Annotated in this window: 15 protein-coding genes and 3 pseudogenes; 9 read left to right on the top strand and 9 right to left on the bottom strand. The window is 61.5% G+C overall.

The window, feature by feature from the left end:
• Positions 1-35: 35 nt before the first annotated feature.
• The 6 genes from NKI01_RS25020 to NKI01_RS24995 all read right to left on the bottom strand — a co-directional run bounded on the left by NKI01_RS25020 (position 36) and on the right by NKI01_RS24995 (position 7,720).
• Entirely contained in the window at positions 36-1,361 is a 1,326-nt protein-coding gene (locus NKI01_RS25020; RefSeq protein WP_352642018.1) for an iron-containing alcohol dehydrogenase, read from the bottom strand.
• Entirely contained in the window at positions 1,354-2,883 is a 1,530-nt protein-coding gene (locus NKI01_RS25015; RefSeq protein WP_352919068.1) for a xylulokinase, read from the bottom strand. Before NKI01_RS25015 ends, NKI01_RS25020 begins: the two co-directional genes overlap by 8 nt.
• Positions 2,884-2,948: 65 nt before the next feature.
• Positions 2,949-4,478, bottom strand: a complete 1,530-nt coding sequence (locus NKI01_RS25010; protein ID WP_352859558.1) for an ABC transporter substrate-binding protein — start codon at positions 4,476-4,478, stop codon at positions 2,949-2,951.
• A gap of 47 nt (positions 4,479-4,525) precedes the next feature.
• Positions 4,526-5,425: a carbohydrate ABC transporter permease gene (locus NKI01_RS25005; protein ID WP_352642012.1), complete on the bottom strand. Its 900-nt coding sequence runs from the start codon at positions 5,423-5,425 to the stop codon at positions 4,526-4,528.
• Positions 5,425-6,336, bottom strand: a complete 912-nt coding sequence (locus NKI01_RS25000) for a carbohydrate ABC transporter permease (RefSeq protein ID WP_352642010.1) — start codon at positions 6,334-6,336, stop codon at positions 5,425-5,427. Before NKI01_RS25000 ends, NKI01_RS25005 begins: the two co-directional genes overlap by 1 nt.
• Positions 6,337-6,673: 337 nt before the next feature.
• Positions 6,674-7,720 (bottom strand): NAD(P)-dependent alcohol dehydrogenase, encoded by a 1,047-nt coding sequence (locus tag NKI01_RS24995; protein ID WP_352919063.1) that lies wholly within the window; start codon positions 7,718-7,720, stop codon positions 6,674-6,676.
• 187 nt (positions 7,721-7,907) lie between these two features.
• On the opposite strand from NKI01_RS24995, the pseudogene NKI01_RS24990 reads away from it, so the two are divergent.
• From NKI01_RS24990 to NKI01_RS24980, 3 genes and pseudogenes are all read left to right on the top strand, one after another.
• Positions 7,908-7,979, top strand: a pseudogene (locus tag NKI01_RS24990) (XRE family transcriptional regulator); the annotation flags it as partial.
• Positions 7,976-8,332 carry an RES family NAD+ phosphorylase gene (locus NKI01_RS24985; protein WP_352965052.1) on the top strand — a complete coding sequence of 119 codons (357 nt, stop codon included), beginning with the start codon at positions 7,976-7,978 and terminating at the stop codon, positions 8,330-8,332. The pseudogene NKI01_RS24990 and the gene NKI01_RS24985, both read left to right, overlap by 4 nt.
• Positions 8,253-8,537, top strand: coding sequence for an RES domain-containing protein (locus NKI01_RS24980; protein WP_352965050.1), 285 nt, complete (start codon positions 8,253-8,255; stop codon positions 8,535-8,537). Before NKI01_RS24985 ends, NKI01_RS24980 begins: the two co-directional genes overlap by 80 nt.
• A gap of 69 nt (positions 8,538-8,606) precedes the next feature.
• Here the strand turns inward: NKI01_RS24980 and NKI01_RS24975 are convergent.
• A pseudogene (locus tag NKI01_RS24975) lies at positions 8,607-8,780 on the bottom strand (tyrosine-type recombinase/integrase); the annotation flags it as partial.
• A gap of 268 nt (positions 8,781-9,048) precedes the next feature.
• Between NKI01_RS24975 and NKI01_RS24970 the strand changes: the two are divergent.
• The 6 genes from NKI01_RS24970 to NKI01_RS24945 all read left to right on the top strand — a co-directional run bounded on the left by NKI01_RS24970 (position 9,049) and on the right by NKI01_RS24945 (position 15,246).
• Positions 9,049-9,858, top strand: a complete 810-nt coding sequence (locus NKI01_RS24970) for a class I SAM-dependent methyltransferase (protein WP_352965048.1) — start codon at positions 9,049-9,051, stop codon at positions 9,856-9,858.
• Between the two features lie 634 nt (positions 9,859-10,492).
• The gene (locus NKI01_RS24965) at positions 10,493-11,761 is read left to right on the top strand and encodes an amino acid ABC transporter substrate-binding protein (RefSeq protein WP_352919059.1); all 1,269 of its coding nucleotides are present in this window, start codon (positions 10,493-10,495) and stop codon (positions 11,759-11,761) included.
• Positions 11,762-11,922: 161 nt separating this feature from the next.
• On the top strand, positions 11,923-12,795 hold the full coding sequence (locus NKI01_RS24960; protein WP_352496556.1) for a branched-chain amino acid ABC transporter permease: 873 nt from the start codon (positions 11,923-11,925) through the stop codon (positions 12,793-12,795).
• Between the two features lie 8 nt (positions 12,796-12,803).
• Positions 12,804-13,790: a branched-chain amino acid ABC transporter permease gene (locus NKI01_RS24955; protein WP_352965046.1), complete on the top strand. Its 987-nt coding sequence runs from the start codon at positions 12,804-12,806 to the stop codon at positions 13,788-13,790.
• Entirely contained in the window at positions 13,787-14,533 is a 747-nt protein-coding gene (locus NKI01_RS24950) for an ABC transporter ATP-binding protein (RefSeq protein WP_352859548.1), read from the top strand. The genes NKI01_RS24955 and NKI01_RS24950 overlap by 4 nt, the downstream gene beginning before the upstream one ends.
• Complete coding sequence (locus tag NKI01_RS24945) at positions 14,530-15,246, top strand: ABC transporter ATP-binding protein (RefSeq protein WP_023723177.1); 717 nt, start codon at positions 14,530-14,532, stop codon at positions 15,244-15,246. The genes NKI01_RS24950 and NKI01_RS24945 overlap by 4 nt, the downstream gene beginning before the upstream one ends.
• 131 nt (positions 15,247-15,377) lie before the next feature.
• Here NKI01_RS24945 and NKI01_RS24940 read toward each other — a convergent pair whose 3' ends face one another.
• Both NKI01_RS24940 and NKI01_RS24935 read right to left on the bottom strand, forming a co-directional pair.
• Entirely contained in the window at positions 15,378-15,617 is a 240-nt protein-coding gene (locus NKI01_RS24940; protein WP_198030586.1) for a hypothetical protein, read from the bottom strand.
• Positions 15,568-15,718: pseudogene (locus tag NKI01_RS24935) on the bottom strand (ISNCY family transposase); the annotation flags it as partial. The pseudogene NKI01_RS24935 and the gene NKI01_RS24940, both read right to left, overlap by 50 nt.
• Positions 15,719-15,918 lie beyond the last annotated feature (200 nt).

Genomic DNA, 15,918 nt, shown 5'->3' with positions numbered 1-15,918 from the left:
GTCGCCATGCGAGCCATTGGCGATCGGATGCGCTCTCACCATTCGCTCTCCAGAAACTCCTCCAGCAGCCCTGCATCGGCGGCCAGATTGACAAAGGACCATCGGCCGCGGATTTCTCGCGAATAGCGGATGGCGTCGTGCCAAAGCGCGCGCGGCAGGCCTAGTTCCGCGCCAGTGACCGGCCCCCCGGCAGCCTTGAGTGCTGCCTCCATGCGTGCAATCGGCATTGCCATGGGCCGAACCTCCTGGCGCAGGGCCGGCCAGATTTCCGCAAGCCTGCGGTTGAAGCTTTCCGTCTGGCTGGCGTCGAGTGCCGTCTTCTTCATCTCGGCAATGCAAAGTGGTCCAAGTTGTGCCCCGTAGCGGGCCAGCATCGCCGCCTCGTCGATGGCGGTCGGCTTCACCTGCGGCGGCTCTTTCCTGTCCAGCAGCCGCGCTTGCAGACGCGCCATGACCAGCGAGGCAACCCCGACCTGCTGACCGTGCGTGGTGCCGGGATGATGGTCTTGCGCGAACATGTCGACCCAATGGGAAATCTGGTGCTCTCCCATGGATCCAGGATGGGAAACGCCGGCGAAGCACACACCCATCGAGCACAGCGTCAAGACGCGCTGGAGATGCCCGACAGCGGTGACGTCATGCCTGGCAAGACCAGGCGCATGGGCCAGCATCGGTTCCTCATCGCCCGCCTGCAGCAGGTAGGGCACGGCAGAATAGTAGGTGTCGAACAGCCGATGCGAAGCCCACCAATCGATCTGGGCGGTGGGACGACAGAGGCTGTCGCCGAGCCCAGCGGCGCTGAGCCAGGCGGGTGCTGCGGCCGATACACCAAGATCCAGAAAGATGCCCCGCGGAGCGTGCGAGGGCAGCGAGATCTTGAGCCCTGAAGCCAACGTCACCGACGCTGTCGAGGCGCCGTAGCCATTCATTGAGGCGGCCGTGCCGAAGACGGCATAGGGCCGCTCGTCGAGGAAGGTTGCATGCTTGCAGCTGTCGTTGAGGACGCCGGACCCGACGGCCACGACCCCGTCGGCATGACGCGTCTTCTCTCTGACCATCTGGATCGTTGCCTCGTCGCAGTCGAGGCCGTCAGGCAGAACGATTTCACTGATGTCGGCGATGGCGCGCAGCGCCTTCGCGACGCGCCGGCCCATCACATCGACGGTGTTGACATCGGACACAACAGCGATGCGACGGCCGAGCCCCAGGGGCGCAACGAGATCCGCCTCGCGGCCCTCCGTCGTCTCCAGCAATTCGATCGTCTGGAACGGCAGGACGGCAGCCGCGCCTGTCTCAGGATCTTTCCAGCGTTCCGCGACAACGTCCTCGATCAACGCGTTCCAGTTGGTCGTTTCAGCCATGATCGGTCTCCATGAAGGCCGCGAGTCGCTGGTTCCAGGCTGAAAGCGTAGGCCAAAGATCGGCATGGATCGCAAGAAGCTCGGCGTAGAGCTCGGCCCGTTTCGCGTCCGGTTCGAAGGTTTTGGCCGGCTTGCTGGCCATTGCGAGCGACGCTTCGGCGATGGTGGAAAACCAGCCCACGCCCTTGGCCGCTGCCATCGCCGCGCCGAGGGAAGAGGCTTCCACTGTCGTCGAACGCATTACGGGACGGTCGAGTGCATCGGCCAGAATCTGCATCCACAGGTCGGACTTCGCTCCTCCGCCGATGGCTATGAACTGGTCGATGGTCTGGGCGGCAGCCGCAGCGGCCCGCTGACTTGTCGCGGCCTGATGCAGCGCTATGCCTTCCAGCACGGCGCGATAGATGTCGCCGCGGCGGCTCGACCCGGAAAGCCCGGCAATGACACCATGGGCAGCACTATCCCAGTGCGGATCCATGACGCCCTGCCAGTAGGGCAGGAGCATTATGCCGCCTGCGCCGATCCGGCTGGTAGCGGCTTCGGCCTCGAGCGCCTCCAGGGCGTCGCTTGCGCCATGCAGATCGACGCCAAGCATTTCGCGCGCCATCCAGTCGACAAGAAAAGTACCGGCGCGAAGGCACGTCTCGTAGATATAGCCATCATCGGCGACCGCCGTTTCGGTGCGGAAGGCCAAATCATGCACGTAGTCGATGCCGAAGCTGCCAGAGACGACTGCCGTACCGAGGTTGATGTAGGCGCATCGCGGCTGCAACACACCCGCGCCCGTGCCGGCGCATTGACCGTCGCCGCCGCCGGCGACGATCGGCGTGCCCTCCCGCAAGCCCGTCAGCATGGCCGCTTCCGACGTTAGTTGGCCCAGCACGGCGCCGGGCCGCGCCAGGTCCAGCATCATGCGCCGGGGGACGCCTGCCGCGTTCAGTATATCGTTCGACCAGTCCATAGCTCGCATATCGAGTATGCCCATCGGGTCGGCGGATGCGGTGGACGTCACCCACAGGCCGCTCAACCGAAACACCAGGTAGCCGTGGACTTCGGCCATTCGCTCCACCCGGGCAAAAATCTCGGGCTCTTCCTCGCGAAACCAGATCATGCGGTAAAGGCAAGGAATGACGTCCAGCGGCTTGCCGGATATTGCGTGGACGCGTGCCGCGCCGAAGCTCTCGCCGAAGCGGCGTGCCTTCCGCCGGGCGCGCTCATCGAGCCAGAGCGTTGCGGGCCCGACTGCCTGGCCCTGCTCATCGAAAAGTCCGAAGCTTTCGCGCTGGTTGGCAATGGCAAGGGCGGCAATGCGTGCCGGCGGAACCGTCGACGCCACGACCCGCAGCGCTGCGACCGTCGAGGTCCACCACTCGGCCGGATCCTGCTCGAAATAGCCCGAACGCGGGTTCGACATCGCAAGCGGTGCACGACCTTCAGCCACGGCCAGACCATTGCGGTCCCAGGCGATCGCCTTGGTTGCCGAGGTCGAGGAATCAATGCCGATGACGAGATCAGGAACCATTGCCGCCACATTGCCAAAGGGCGAGGGCGGTCGAAGCCGCCTTCGCCCAAATCACCGACTACCCGCTAAAGACCGGCATCCTTGACTTTGCCGTCGACAATGCCGGCAATGGCATCCAGGCATGCCTTGGCGTCGCCGCCATAGTCTTGGCCCGTAAGCAATTTGCCGAGTTCAACCGGGATGTCGTTGTTCGACAGATCCGCCCAGATCGGCATGTCCGGCTCCGATCCCATCTGGTTGTCGATAGTGTATTTGATCGCCTCGAAATGGCGTGTCGTTCCGGGCCCGACAACGGCCTTCGCCTTGACCCGAGGATCTGTAAAAGAGGAATTGCGCATCGGCGAGGCCCCGCCGCCGAGCGTCGACACGCGCGCCATCACATCCTTCGAGCAGACCCACTGCATGAACAGCCATGCCGCTTCCTTGTTCTTGGAATATTGCGACAACGAAATCGTTGAGCCACCCTGGTGGCCGACGGCCGGGATTTCGTTGAAGCCGCAATCGGCGGCGGCGCGACGGCCAGGAACCTCCTTGGGCGCCGGCAAGGCCTCGAACAGGCCTTTGACCTTGGAATCGTTGGCGTCGAAGCCGGGGAAATCTTCGCCCCAGGTGATTGCCATGGCGGCCTGACCCTGTGTCAGCGCCTGCCCCTGACCGTCCCAGGTCCAAGTCGTTGCAGACGGCGGTGAGTTCTTGACCAACTCCTGATAGAATTGCAGCCCGGCCACGCCGCGCTCGTCATTGCCGACAAACTTCTTGTCTTTGTTGAAGATCGAACCGCCATGGCCCCACAGAGCGAAGGTCCAGTCGCATTCCAGCGAATAATGGCCGGACTTGGCCTGGCACGCGGTGCCGAAGATGCCGTTGCTTTTTTCTGCCTCTGTGAGCGCCTGCACGGCCTTGAGATAGGCGTCGAGGTCTGTCGGCAGCGCGATATTGTGTTTGTCGAAAAGATCCTTGCGGTACATCAGGATGAAGATCGGAATATCGAATGGAATTCCGCACTGTTTGCCGTTGTACATGGCAATGCCGTCGACCAGCGGCTTGGAGAAATCGTCCCAGTCGAAGTTGGGCATCGCCAGTGCTTTGTTCTGGTCATAATACTCGCGAGGATCGACGACATCCTGTGCAAATGTCGCCATCCAGGACTGGTCGAGATAGTAGACGTCGTAGGTGCCCAACTGGCCCTGTACGTCTTGCGTAGCCTTGGCGAGAACCTGCTCCAGCGGCACGATCTCGACTTCCACCTCAATGCCGGTTGCCTTGGTGAATTCACCCGCGACAAGCTGGTTGGCCACGATCGTTGGCGGCGTCGCTTCTGAAGTGTAGCGGATTTTGGTGCCGGCATATGGCTTGCCGACATCGGCCAGCCACTTCAGCATATCGGCGTCCTGGGCGCGGGCTTCTTCAACCCCGAGCCCCAGCATACCCCGATTGGTGCGGCCGCCACCTAGCATGGCCGATCCGAAGGCGGAAAAGCCGACACCAGCGAGCGCCATCTTCCTCATGAAGTCGCGTTTGGTTATTCGGCGCGCCGTAAAGTCATTGCAGGTATCGGTGACGAATGTCTTCTTGTCGTGTTCACTGAAGCTCATGATCGTTCCTCCGTTGCGTTTTTGTCGTCGTTCTTCTCGTCTGCGCCTCACTCCTTCAGGGATCCGAGGGTGAGGCCGCGGACCAGATGCCGTTGAACCAGCAGGATAAAGATGAAGCTGGGTATGATCGCGGACGTGCCGAGCGCTGTGATGTAGCCCCACTCGGTCGCGGTCGAGGTGACAAAGGTCGAGATCTTCACCGGCACAGTGCGGATCGACGTTGTCAGGAACAGTGAGAGCAGGAACTCGGTCCACGAAAAGATGAAGCACAGCACAGCCGTCGCAGCGATGCCGCCCTTGACCATGGGAAGGACCACGCGTCGGAACGTCTGCCAGCGCGTCGCTCCGTCAATCAGCGCCGCCTCATCAACCTCGCGCGGAACATCGTCGAAGAACGACTTCAAAAGCAAAACCGCCAGCGGCAGGTTAATCAAACTGTGAACGAGGATGAGCCCCGTATAGGTATCGCGCAAGCCGAGATCCCGGAACATGAAAACGATCGGAATGACGATCGCGATTGGCGGCATGAAGCGCTGCGAGAGAATCCAGAACAGGAAGGACTGCTGGCCGCTGAACTGCATTCGCGACAGGCAATAGGCGGCCAGAGTGGCCAGCAGCAGCGTCAGCGCCGTCGATCCGACGGCTATGATGGCGCTGTCGAGCAACGACTGGCGCGAATCGTAGGAGCTGGCGCCGCCCTTGATCACCCCCGCCGCCTCGCCGCCCTGTTCCATGCCGATGTCGACGCGCGAAACGCCAAGCAACGTCACGCGGTAATTGTCCGGCGTCGGCGCGAAACCGGTGTAAACCGGTCCACTGCGATCGAAGATCGCCGAATAGGGTTTGATAGACGACAGAGCCCACCACGCGATCGGGAACATGAAGATCGCCACCACCAGGATGGCGAGCACGTCACGGGCGATCGTTTGGGCGCGCGACGGTTCCATCAGAACCTCACCTTGAACAGCCTGACGAAGACGTTCGACACGACGATCAAGACGACGAGCACGATCAGCGACAGGGTCGCGGCATAGGGGAAGTCTCCGGTGAAGTAGATTCGACCCGCGTAGAATGAAAGCGTCTCGGTAGCCGTGCCTGGCCCGCCGGCGGTGATGATGTAGACGTAGTCGTAGATGCGAAAGAGATCGACGCCGCGGATCAGCACCGCGACCGCTATCACCTTGCGCAGCATCGGCAATGTGAGCCGCCAGAACGTCTGGATGCCATTGGCGCCGTCGATCGCCGCGGCTTCGAAAGGTTCCTTCGGCAGTGCCCTGAGCCCTGCCAGGATGATGAGCACCATGAACGGCGTCCATTGCCATATGTCGGCCAGCAGGATCGCCGCCAATGCGGTTCCCGGCTGCGTCAGGATCGGCTGTGCCGGCGAGATCAGATCGAGGGCATAGAGGTAGAACGACAGGACGCCGAAAGAGCCGTCCTGCATCAGCAGGAACATCATTCCGGTCACGGCAGGCGGCACCACCAGCGGCAGTGTCATCAGTGCCCGCAGCACCCCGTAGCCTTTGCGGTCGGTGTCAAGCAGAAGCGCGATAAGGATGCCGAGCGCAAGCTGAACGGCAAGCGCGACGAAGGTGTAGATCAGCGTGGTTTCCAGCGAATGCCACATCCGCGCGTCCGAGAATGCGCGCGTCCATTGGTGGAGCCCGGCAAAGTCGAGCTGCCGGGAAACGACGTTGCGTTTGTGAAACGACAGCCAGACCGAATAAGCCAGAGGATAGATGCCGAAAACGAGAAGCATCACCGTGATTGGCGCAAGCCAGGGAAACGGATGCTCGGCCGTCATGAACCGGGGCAGGGCCCACCTGGAACTCGGCCGCGTGAGGGTTGTGGTGCTCACGCGCAAATCTCCGTTCGGTGACAGAGATGCATCGGCCTTCTCCCTATCGGCCAGATTGTGCCAACTTGAACTTTTGTAAGTTTGTTGTGCCTTTTGTTAAGAACGTGTCGGACGGCCGCCGATTTGTCAAGTCGGTTCCATCAGTGCTCAAGGGATTGCTCGCGGTCCCACGGGACGCCGTCATCGCCGGATATGGAGTTCTTTTTGTAGAACGCCGCTGGCAATGCTGTGTACCAGCATAAAAAGCACCAGGGCCGCCGCCAACTTGGCGGCCCAAGAAACTACGGAACGCGTCCAGGAGCTCGGGAGGACCGCCCGGGCTTCTTGGGAACTCGCCTCAATCCGGCAGTCTGATCTGGAGCTTCACGTCCGCCGGCCGGGCTTCGACTGCGCGGTCGAAGGCAGTGATGGAGTCTTCGAAGGGGAAGGTCGCCGAAATGAGTGGCTTCAGGTCGACCCGGCCCGACGCCATCAGGGCGATCGCCCGCTCATATTGGTGGGCATATCGGAACACAGTCTCGATGCGGACTTCCTTGGTCGAGGCGGTGGCGACATCGAATGCGATCGGCGCCACCGGCAGGCCGACCACCACCACCACGCCACCGGGCCGCGGCAGATCGAGCAGGGTCTCCCATGCCTTGGACGAGCCCGAGCATTCAAATACGACGTCGGCGCCCCAGCCATCGGTCAGGCGCTTTACCTCCGCCGCCAGGTTCTTGTCGCGGACGTTGACCGGGATCACGCCTTGATAGCCGCCGGCAATGTCGAGCTTGGGTTGGGCGAGATCTGCAACAATGGCGCGGGCACAGCCGCCGGCGAGTGCAGCGATCGCCACCATCGTGCCAATCGGCCCTGCGCCAATCACCACCGCCGTGTCGCCCGGCGCGATCTTTGCTTTGGCAGCCGCCTGCATGCCGACAGCGAAAGGCTCCACCATGGCGCCTTCGGCGAAGCTGACGTTGTCGGGCAGTTTGAACGTGTAGTTGGCGGGGTGAACGACATAGGGTGTCAACACGCCGTGGATCGGCGGCGTTGCCCAGAATCTGACAGCCGGGTCAATGTTGTAGAGACCGAGCCGGCTCGCTCGCGAATTGGGATCGGGAATACCCGGCTCCATGCAGACGCGGTCTCCGACCTTTAGATGCTCGACGCCTTCGCCTGTTTCGACGACGGTGCCAGCGGCTTCGTGACCCAAGACCATCGGCGCCTCGACCACGAACGGGCCGATGCGGCCATGCGTGTAGTAGTGCACGTCAGAGCCGCAGATGCCTACCGTATGGATCTTGATGCGAACTTCGCCCGGGCCTACGGTCTGTGGCAGATCGATGTCACGCAGCTTGAGTTCGTGCTGGCGTTCAAGGACAAGGGCACGCACGTTCGTCATCGACTTAGTCTCCTCTAAAGCCGATTGTTCGAGGCCTCCTCGACCTTACTTGCATTCGGCACGCTCATCATAGCCGCTTATCCACGGCTTCAAAATCCAGTTCGGAAACGGGTGTTGCCTGATTCCGTACCGACTTCCCGGCCAAGGACTTTGAAGGCCGACCATGCCGCTGCCGAATTAGCGCGGGATCATCAAGGACGGCAAGGCCGCTGCTATTCGCGACTACCTCGATCACATGGCCCTGGGTGGCTTTGCTTGAGGCTTGTCGGGACCTGCTACAGGACGCATGATCCACGTTGGGCATTCAAGCCGAGTTCCGGTGATGGAGCGGCGATCAGGGGCGCTCGATTCAATCCCAAAGGTGTGCCCGCGCTATATTTGGCGCTGACGGTCATGACGACTGTCAAGGAAGCCAACCAGGGCTTCGCGCATCGCATCGATCCCTGCGTGCTGTGCTCTTATGAGGTGGACTGCGAGGACATCACTGATCTGTCAACCAAGCAGGGGAGAATCTTCTGGCACGCTTGCGAACATGGGCAGCGCCTGGGCCACGGCTCTCGGCAACGGAGAGCGACCTGCATCCTGGTCCATCTACGACCGGCTGCGGCCTGAAGGCATTGCTGGAATTCTGGTGCCGAGTTTTGGTCCGGGCGCGGAGACGGAAGACCGCAATTTGGTGCTGTGGGACTGGCGATCTTCCGCACAAAGTGAACGTGTTCGATCCGAGCGGTCAGCTGCCGAAAGACCAGCTGTCCTGGCGATGAAACAGGCCCGGAGGCTCCGGGGCTGCCCGAATGGCAGAAAACCAGTCTCTTGACGCTCAGGGTGAAGGCGTTCGCGTGAACCTGAGCGGCGGAATAACGGCAGAGGAGGGGTTTTTGCCTCCTTAGAGGCCGGAAGCCCTGGTCAGGTTGATGCGGAAGCGATGTCTGCGGCGCTGATAGCGGCGGGTCATCTCCGAGGAGGCATGGCCGAGCTGTTTTTGCACATCGCGTTCGTCGACCTCGGCCGACGAGGCGAGGCCAGCGCGCAGCGAGTGGCCGGCGAATTTGACGATGCGGGCCATTGTCGAGAAGCCCGGACAAGGCGCAGCAATGACGATGATCGAATTTTCTCTTCAAAGGCTGGGTTGTCGAATAGGACAATAGGACCAGCAGCCCGCCAGCGCGTGTCCCGCTGGCCGCCGTGCCAGCGTTAGCGCGAGGGCCTGGCTCCCACGCCCTCCATCGTCAGCGACCGATCGGGAGCACGGGCTGCTCCGCAGACTCGACTTCATATCAGCTGGCGCTAATTATCGTCCCCTTGGGTGAAAAAACCTTAGAGGCGACATGCTGAAACCATCAAGGAAGAACAATGTTCGAGAGAGCCGACTTCTATCTCTTTTTCGCAGCTATGGTGATCGTATCACAGTGCGGCGGGTCACACGCAAACTTCATTCGTACCGAGATTGGCTCAGAGCGTTTGCCCTGACGCTCCTCCCGACGAGCAAGGCTCATCACTGCAACGCCTGCGATCGCGATGTAGCGGCTTTTTACCGTTTCGGAGCGTACACTCTTATCTGCCCGCTTTGTCATGCCGTGGATCGTGAGCGGTTTTTGATTTGTGCTCTAGACCATAGGCTTATCAAGTTGCCGGCGGGGCAGCTTGAAATTCTCCAGATTGCGCCAAGCGAGAAGGGTCTTTCAAAGAGACTCTCTCAAGCGGGCAACCTAATCAAAGCCGATTTCGAGCCGGGACGGTACGGGCCGGATACCGTGAAAATTGACCTGATGAACATGCGTCGCACCGGCGATCTCGATATCGTCGTCTTAAGTCATGTCATGGAACATGTACCTGACGATCGGCATGTGTTTCGGCAACTTTGGTCATCTCTTAAGCCCCGAGGGCAGGTCTGGATCCAGGTGCCGCTTATTTATCGCCAAACGATCGAAGCGACGCCATCTATGTCACTGAGCGAGCGGGACGAGCGCTTTGGTGGATCGGATCACGTGCGAGCCTACGGACCGGATATCAAGGAGCGTATCGAGGACGCTGGCTTTACGGTCACCCGAATAAATTCAGATCGTATACCCGCCGCGGATCGCGAACGGCTTGGGCTTCTCTCCGATACTCTCTTTGTCGCAGAACGGCCCGAGTAACCCAATTTGGAATGAAAGCATTGTTGCCACGCTTGTCCGCTTCGGCCTGCCCCTTCGGGCGCCGGGCCGGCTTTCCCCAGCCAACCCGGACGCGAGTGGACAGATTTGGTTCCGTGGGGCTCCATTCTCGAAACTGCGGCGACCGTTTTAAAGAAATCAAAAGGCTGCCGAAGGTATCATCTTGGCGACGAGGCCATGATCGGCGAATCCCACCCCTTCGCGGCCATGACCCGAAGGGCTATCTCGCGCCTGGTGCCTCTCAAAAAGTGGTTTGTCTACCATGCGACGGAGCGTCGCGAGACACAGAAATCAATAGAAAAATAAATGCCTTAATGACTAGACCTTCGTTCCTTGATGCCTCGCAAACTTGTCTAGGTGCAGAATAGGAGCCGCGTCTGCAACTGCTCGCGGCGCCAATGGCGCCCAAAAGGCATTCGTCGACGAAGCTGGTGCACGGCGAGGCATTGAGCATCCACAGCCTGCGGTGCCTCTACGCGTTGATGACCCGAAGCCGCCTTACGCATTGCCTGTTGACTCAGGCATATCTTCTCTGTCCGCACAAAAGGCATACAGTGGTATAAACAAGAGATATCGTCGGTCTCCAATCTGACAACCGGATGAAGGGAGTTGAGTGATGTTCACGAACAGCAAACGTTTTTCGCGCCGTCGGTTCCTCGGCGTCAGCGCCGGCGCCTTCGCAGCCGGCCCGTTGGGCCCGTTTGTGCGAGCGGCACGCGCGCAGGTGACGACATTCAAGGCCGGCGTTATCACCTCGCTGTCCGGCGAGAACATCCTCGGCGGCAACCTGACCAAACGCGGTTACGACCTATGGGCGGAGGCCATCAACGCCAAGGGCGGGGTTGAAGTCGCCGGCGAGCGCTTCAAGGTCGACATGTTCTACGGTGACGACCAAAGCAACCCCGCGACCGGCGCCGATGCCGCCGAGCGCCTGATCGTCCAGAATGAGGTCGACGTGCTATTCGGCCCTTACACCAGCGGTTCGACTATCGCCGTGCAGCCGATCTGCCAGAAGTACCAGGTGCCGATGATTTCCGGCTCCGCTGAATCCCCAAACGTCTGGAAGGCCAAGCCGGAATTCAACTTCGGCATCATCCCGGCTGTGGACACCACTGCGGGTAAATCGCTGGCCGTGCTGGCGAAACTGTCTAATCCCATGGCCAAGACGATTGCTGTGATCGGCGTCAACGAACCCTTCTCGAAGGAAACCGGCGAAGGTTTTCGCGACGGGGCCAAGGAGGCCGGATTGGAAGTCGTCGCCTACGAATTGGTGCCGGCCTCTGGCGACCTTACCCCCGTCATCTCTAAGATCGCAGCGCTCAATCCCGATATCCTCGCCGTCGGCGGCCATGAGGAGCCGCTGATCAATGTCGTCAAGACCTCCAAGTCGCTGAACTTCCGGCCCAAGGCGCTGATAATGCACTATGGCGTCACCGACCCGGCCTTCGCCCAGGCGCTCGCCGCGGACGCCGACGGCACCTGCGGCGTCTCCGTGTGGCTGCCGTCAGTTCCATATAAGGACGACCTCTTCGGCACCGCAAAGGAGTTTGCCGAGATGGCGCAAAAGAAGTCCGGGCACGAGCCCGACTATACCGAAGCGGCCTGCGCGGCCAGCGGTCTCGTTTTCGGCGATGCCGTCAAGCGGCTTGGCAAGAAGCCGGGGCTCACGCCTGAAGACAGGGTGGCTCTTAAGGACGCGATAGCCGCGACCGACATCCAGACCTTCTACGGACCGATCAAGTTCGAGAAGGAAGGCAACCACTACCACGACAACGTCCAGCCCGTGCCGGTGCTGATCCAGATTCAGGGTGGCAAGACCGTAGCGGTGGGGCCGAAAGAGGCCGCGGCAGCGGACCTCACCTACCCGCTGCCAGCTTGGAAATAGCCGGTTCTGGACAGGGTGGGGGCGGCCTCGTCGCCATCACCCTTGCCCGGCGCAATGACGGTGGTTGCGCGTGCTCGGAAAATGACGGACCATGCTATCGTGTGTACGGCCGCTTTGCCGCGGCACTCCGCTCTTTCGTTGGCTGACGGACGGTTCCCGCGTTGGATCTATTCCTACAGACCTTGCTGAACGGCCTTCTGATCGGCGGCGTCATCGCCACTTTTACGATCGGTTTCCAACTCGCTTTCGGCGTGCTGCATGTCATCGATTTCGCGGTGGGCGGCTGGGTCGTGCTGGGCGGCTATCTCGGCTACTATATGGGTGCCGGACTTGGTGTCGACGGATTCCTGGCGATCCCCGTGGCCTTCATGCTGTTCGGCGCCATCGGCTATCTGATTGGGCCGATCCTCTACAATGTCCGCAACAGCCGCACGGCGCGGCCGGAATTGATGGCGCTGGCGTTGACCTTCGGCCTGTTCACACTGCTGCGCGGCGGCATGCTGACCGCGTGGGGCTTCAATACCCACAGCGTGCCGACCGTGTTGAGCGGCGAGAGCCTCGCCGTCGGGCCCGTGACGGTGCCACTGATCCGCGTGGCCGCGGCGGTCTTCGCGATCGCCATCGCCGGCGGACTGTTCCTGTTCCTCTACCGCACCCGCTATGGGTTGGCGATCAGAGCGACGGCTGAAAACCGGCAGAACGCCGCACTGATGGGCGTCAACATCCGCCGCCTCAGCGCCACTGTTTACGGGCTCTACGCAGGCATCACTGCCATGGCCGGCGTACTAATGGGTGCAATCTTTTCAGTGAACCCGGAAGTCGGCCTGCGCTATACTCTGTTCGCATTTTTCGTGGCTGTGCTTGCCGGCTTGGGCTCCGTCGGCGGTGCCCTCGTCGCCGCGCTGCTGCTCGGCGTCATCGAAGCCTTCGTCGCGACCTATGTCGGGTCGAGCTATTCGCTGCTGGCGATCTTCGGCACCCTATTCCTCGTCCTTCTCGTGTCTCCGCGCGGGATCCTGCGGCACGGCTTGTGAGGCGGGACATGAAGCCACGCTGGGCCGTCCTCCTCCTGCTGATCGCCGTAATCGTTGTGCTGGCGCTGCTGCCGATGCTGGTCAACAACTACTGGCTGCGCATTGCCACCGGCGCGCTGATGTGGGCGGGGCTGGCCTGCTCCTGGAACATGCTCGGCGGCTATGCCGGCTACATCAATTTCGGCCATTCGGCCTTCTTCGGGCTCGGCGCCTATGTTACGGCGCTGCTGATGGGCGACAGGCTCGCCTGGCCCTTCTTCGCCACCCTCCCGGCCGGTATCGTGGTGACGGCGCTGTTTGCCATCATCATCGGCGCGCCGACGCTGCGCCTGCGCGGCGCCTATTTCGCCATAGCCAACTGGGCCTTCGCCGAGGTGCTCATACAGTTCGCCTCGGTGATGGACTTCACCGGCGGCATCGGCGGCATTGGGCTGCCGCCCTTTCTTGACGAGCGCTTCTTCTACTTCGCCATGTTCGGCGCGGCTGCGCTCACCTATCTCATTACGTGGGCGCTGTTCGAGCGCTCGCGTTTCGGGCTGAAGGTCAAGGCACTGCGCGATCATGAGCCGGCGGCCGAGGCTATCGGTATCAATACTTCGCTGGTCAAGCTGCAGACCTTCGTGCTCAGTGCCGTCACCGCCTCGGTATTCGGCGCGATCTTCGCCTACTGGGTCACGTTCATCAATCCGAAAAGCGTCTTCGGCGGCGACATCACCGATCAGATGGTGGTGATGGTGCTGCTGGGCGGGCTGGGCAGCCTGTGGGGGCCGGCATTGGGCGGTGTGGCGCTCTTTGTCGTAAACCGCATCATCTGGATGTACTGGGGTGACACCGCCTTCTATATCGCCATATTGGGCGCGGCCATCGTGCTGGTGGTGCTGTTCCTGCCGAACGGCATCGCCGGCATGTTTTCGAGGCGCGTGGCCAAGTCTGGCGCCGTGCTGGACAAGGCGGTCGGCAATCTTGTCGGCGGCGGCCCGGGACGGCCCAGTTGAGCGCCGCCGAGGGCAAAACGGCTGGCACCGGCGAGCCTATTCTCGTCGTGCGCGAACTCCACTGCCATTTCGGCGGCATCAAGGCCGTCAACGGTGTCTCCCTGGACGTCGGTCGGCGCGAGATCGCCGGCCTGATCGGACCTAACGGGTCTGGCAAGTCGACTCTGTTCAACCTGATATCGGGCACGGTGATGCCGGATCGTGGCCAGATCCGCTTCGACGGTCACGAAATCGGCGGCCGAAAGGCTCACGCGATCGCGCGGCTGGGGCTTGCTCGCACCTTCCAGATTCCGGCCATGTTCGACAATATGAGCGTCACCGAAAACCTGCTGGCGGCTGCGGCCGAGGGCCACTGGCAGGGCGCGCGCGAACGGGCGGCCGATACGCTGGCGCTGCTCAAGCTGGAGCATGTCGCCGACAACCGCGCATCCGATCTTTCCGGCGGCCAGCAGAAACTGCTGGAGTTCGGGCGCGTTGTGATGCGCCAGGCCTCGCTCATTCTGCTCGACGAGGTGACAGCGGGCGTGCATCCCAACATCCGCAAGATCATCGTGGAGGCCATCGCGCGGCTGCGCGAGCGCGGCACCACTGTCCTGGTCATCGAGCACGACATGGAAATGGTGCGGAACGTGTGCGACCGCATCATCGTCATGGATGCAGGCCGTGTCGTGGCCACCGGGCCTTTCAACGACATCGTTCGCAATTCGGAGGTTATGCAGACCTATCTGGGGCGGCCGCAATGAGCACCACGCTCACCGCCGACAACATCGTTACCGGCTACGGCAAGCAGGAGATCGTCCATGGCGTCTCGCTGAGCGCGGAAGCTGGCAAGATTACCTGCATCTTCGGGCCGAACGGCAGTGGCAAGTCGACCCTGCTCAAGGCCATTGTCGGCGCGCTGCCGGTGTGGAGCGGTACGGCGCGCCTGGGCGAATCAACACTCTCTAACCTTGCCGTCCATGAGGTGGTGCGCCAGGGGCTGGTGTTGATGCCGCAGGGCGGCGGTGTGTTTCCGCGCCTGACAGTGATGGAGAATTTGCGCATGGGTGGCTACGCCATCGCGGACCGGCGGCTAGTCGAGCAGCGCATCGAGGCGCTGATCGAGCAATATCCCTCTTTGGCACGGCGGCGGCGTACCGCGGCCGGTTCGCTTTCGGGCGGCGAGCAGGCAATGCTTGCGCTGGCGCGGGCACTGGTTTCGGAACCGCGCTTCATTCTGCTGGACGAGCCTTCCGCCGGATTGTCGCCGGCCATGGTCATCGAGACGCTCGAACGCATTACCACCCTCACCGCGCACGGCATCGGCATTGTGATGGTGGAGCAGAACATCCGCGAGGCGATGCCGATTGCGGACAAGCTTTACATCCTGGCGGCCGGCGAAAAGCGCTTCGAGGGGACGCGTCGTGACGTGCGCGACGACCGGCAGATCATGGAAATCTATATGGGGGGAGCGTGAGAGAAGCGGTCGACACCCCCAGCGCGAGTTGCAAGTGCCAAATGTGGCTTGGCGGTTAGTTGTAAGAAGGCGGTCATTTTCGGCAGTCAATTGGGAGAATGATCAGGCTGAGTTCGTTGTCGTACAGAAGTTCAAGCCTGCTGCTCAGAACCTGAACACTCGCCCTGTGGCCGACTTGGCGAGACCTTTGCGTCGAGCAACATTTCCGTTCTCATATCCAACTCCCGTCGTTCGTTTCGTGGAATGCCGAAGATATCGCCGCAAAGGGGAATGTTCAGATCACCGGCCCGGCGCTTCGCCGAAGCCACCGGCAGGATCGTCCTTGCCAAAGCGAGCGTTGAAGTCCGCCATGAACTCAGGTGCATAAGCATTGGTCTCCTTTGATCGTGCTGATGACGCGCAGGCGCAGTGCCTTCACAAGCCGATCTTGGAGTGTCTGATTGGCGCGCTCAACACGTCCTTTGAGAACCGGCACGCGTCCGCCTGCAGAATAATAGAGAGATGGTCCCGAAATGGATGTTGCGTAGGAGCCCGGGATCGACGGGCGTCACTGCAGCACTTCTTGATGGATTATCATATCCGTGGCCGGAACTGTCAGGAATTCTGTGCGCGAGGCCGGTTTCGTCATTGGCTGACGAACCTTTCGCCGAAGACGACGGCGAACTGGGTCTT

This window comes from Mesorhizobium sp. M0815 (assembly GCF_040319995.1).
Classification (GTDB): Bacteria; Pseudomonadota; Alphaproteobacteria; order Rhizobiales; family Rhizobiaceae; genus Mesorhizobium.
This window is presented reverse-complemented; position numbering and strand designations above follow the sequence as displayed.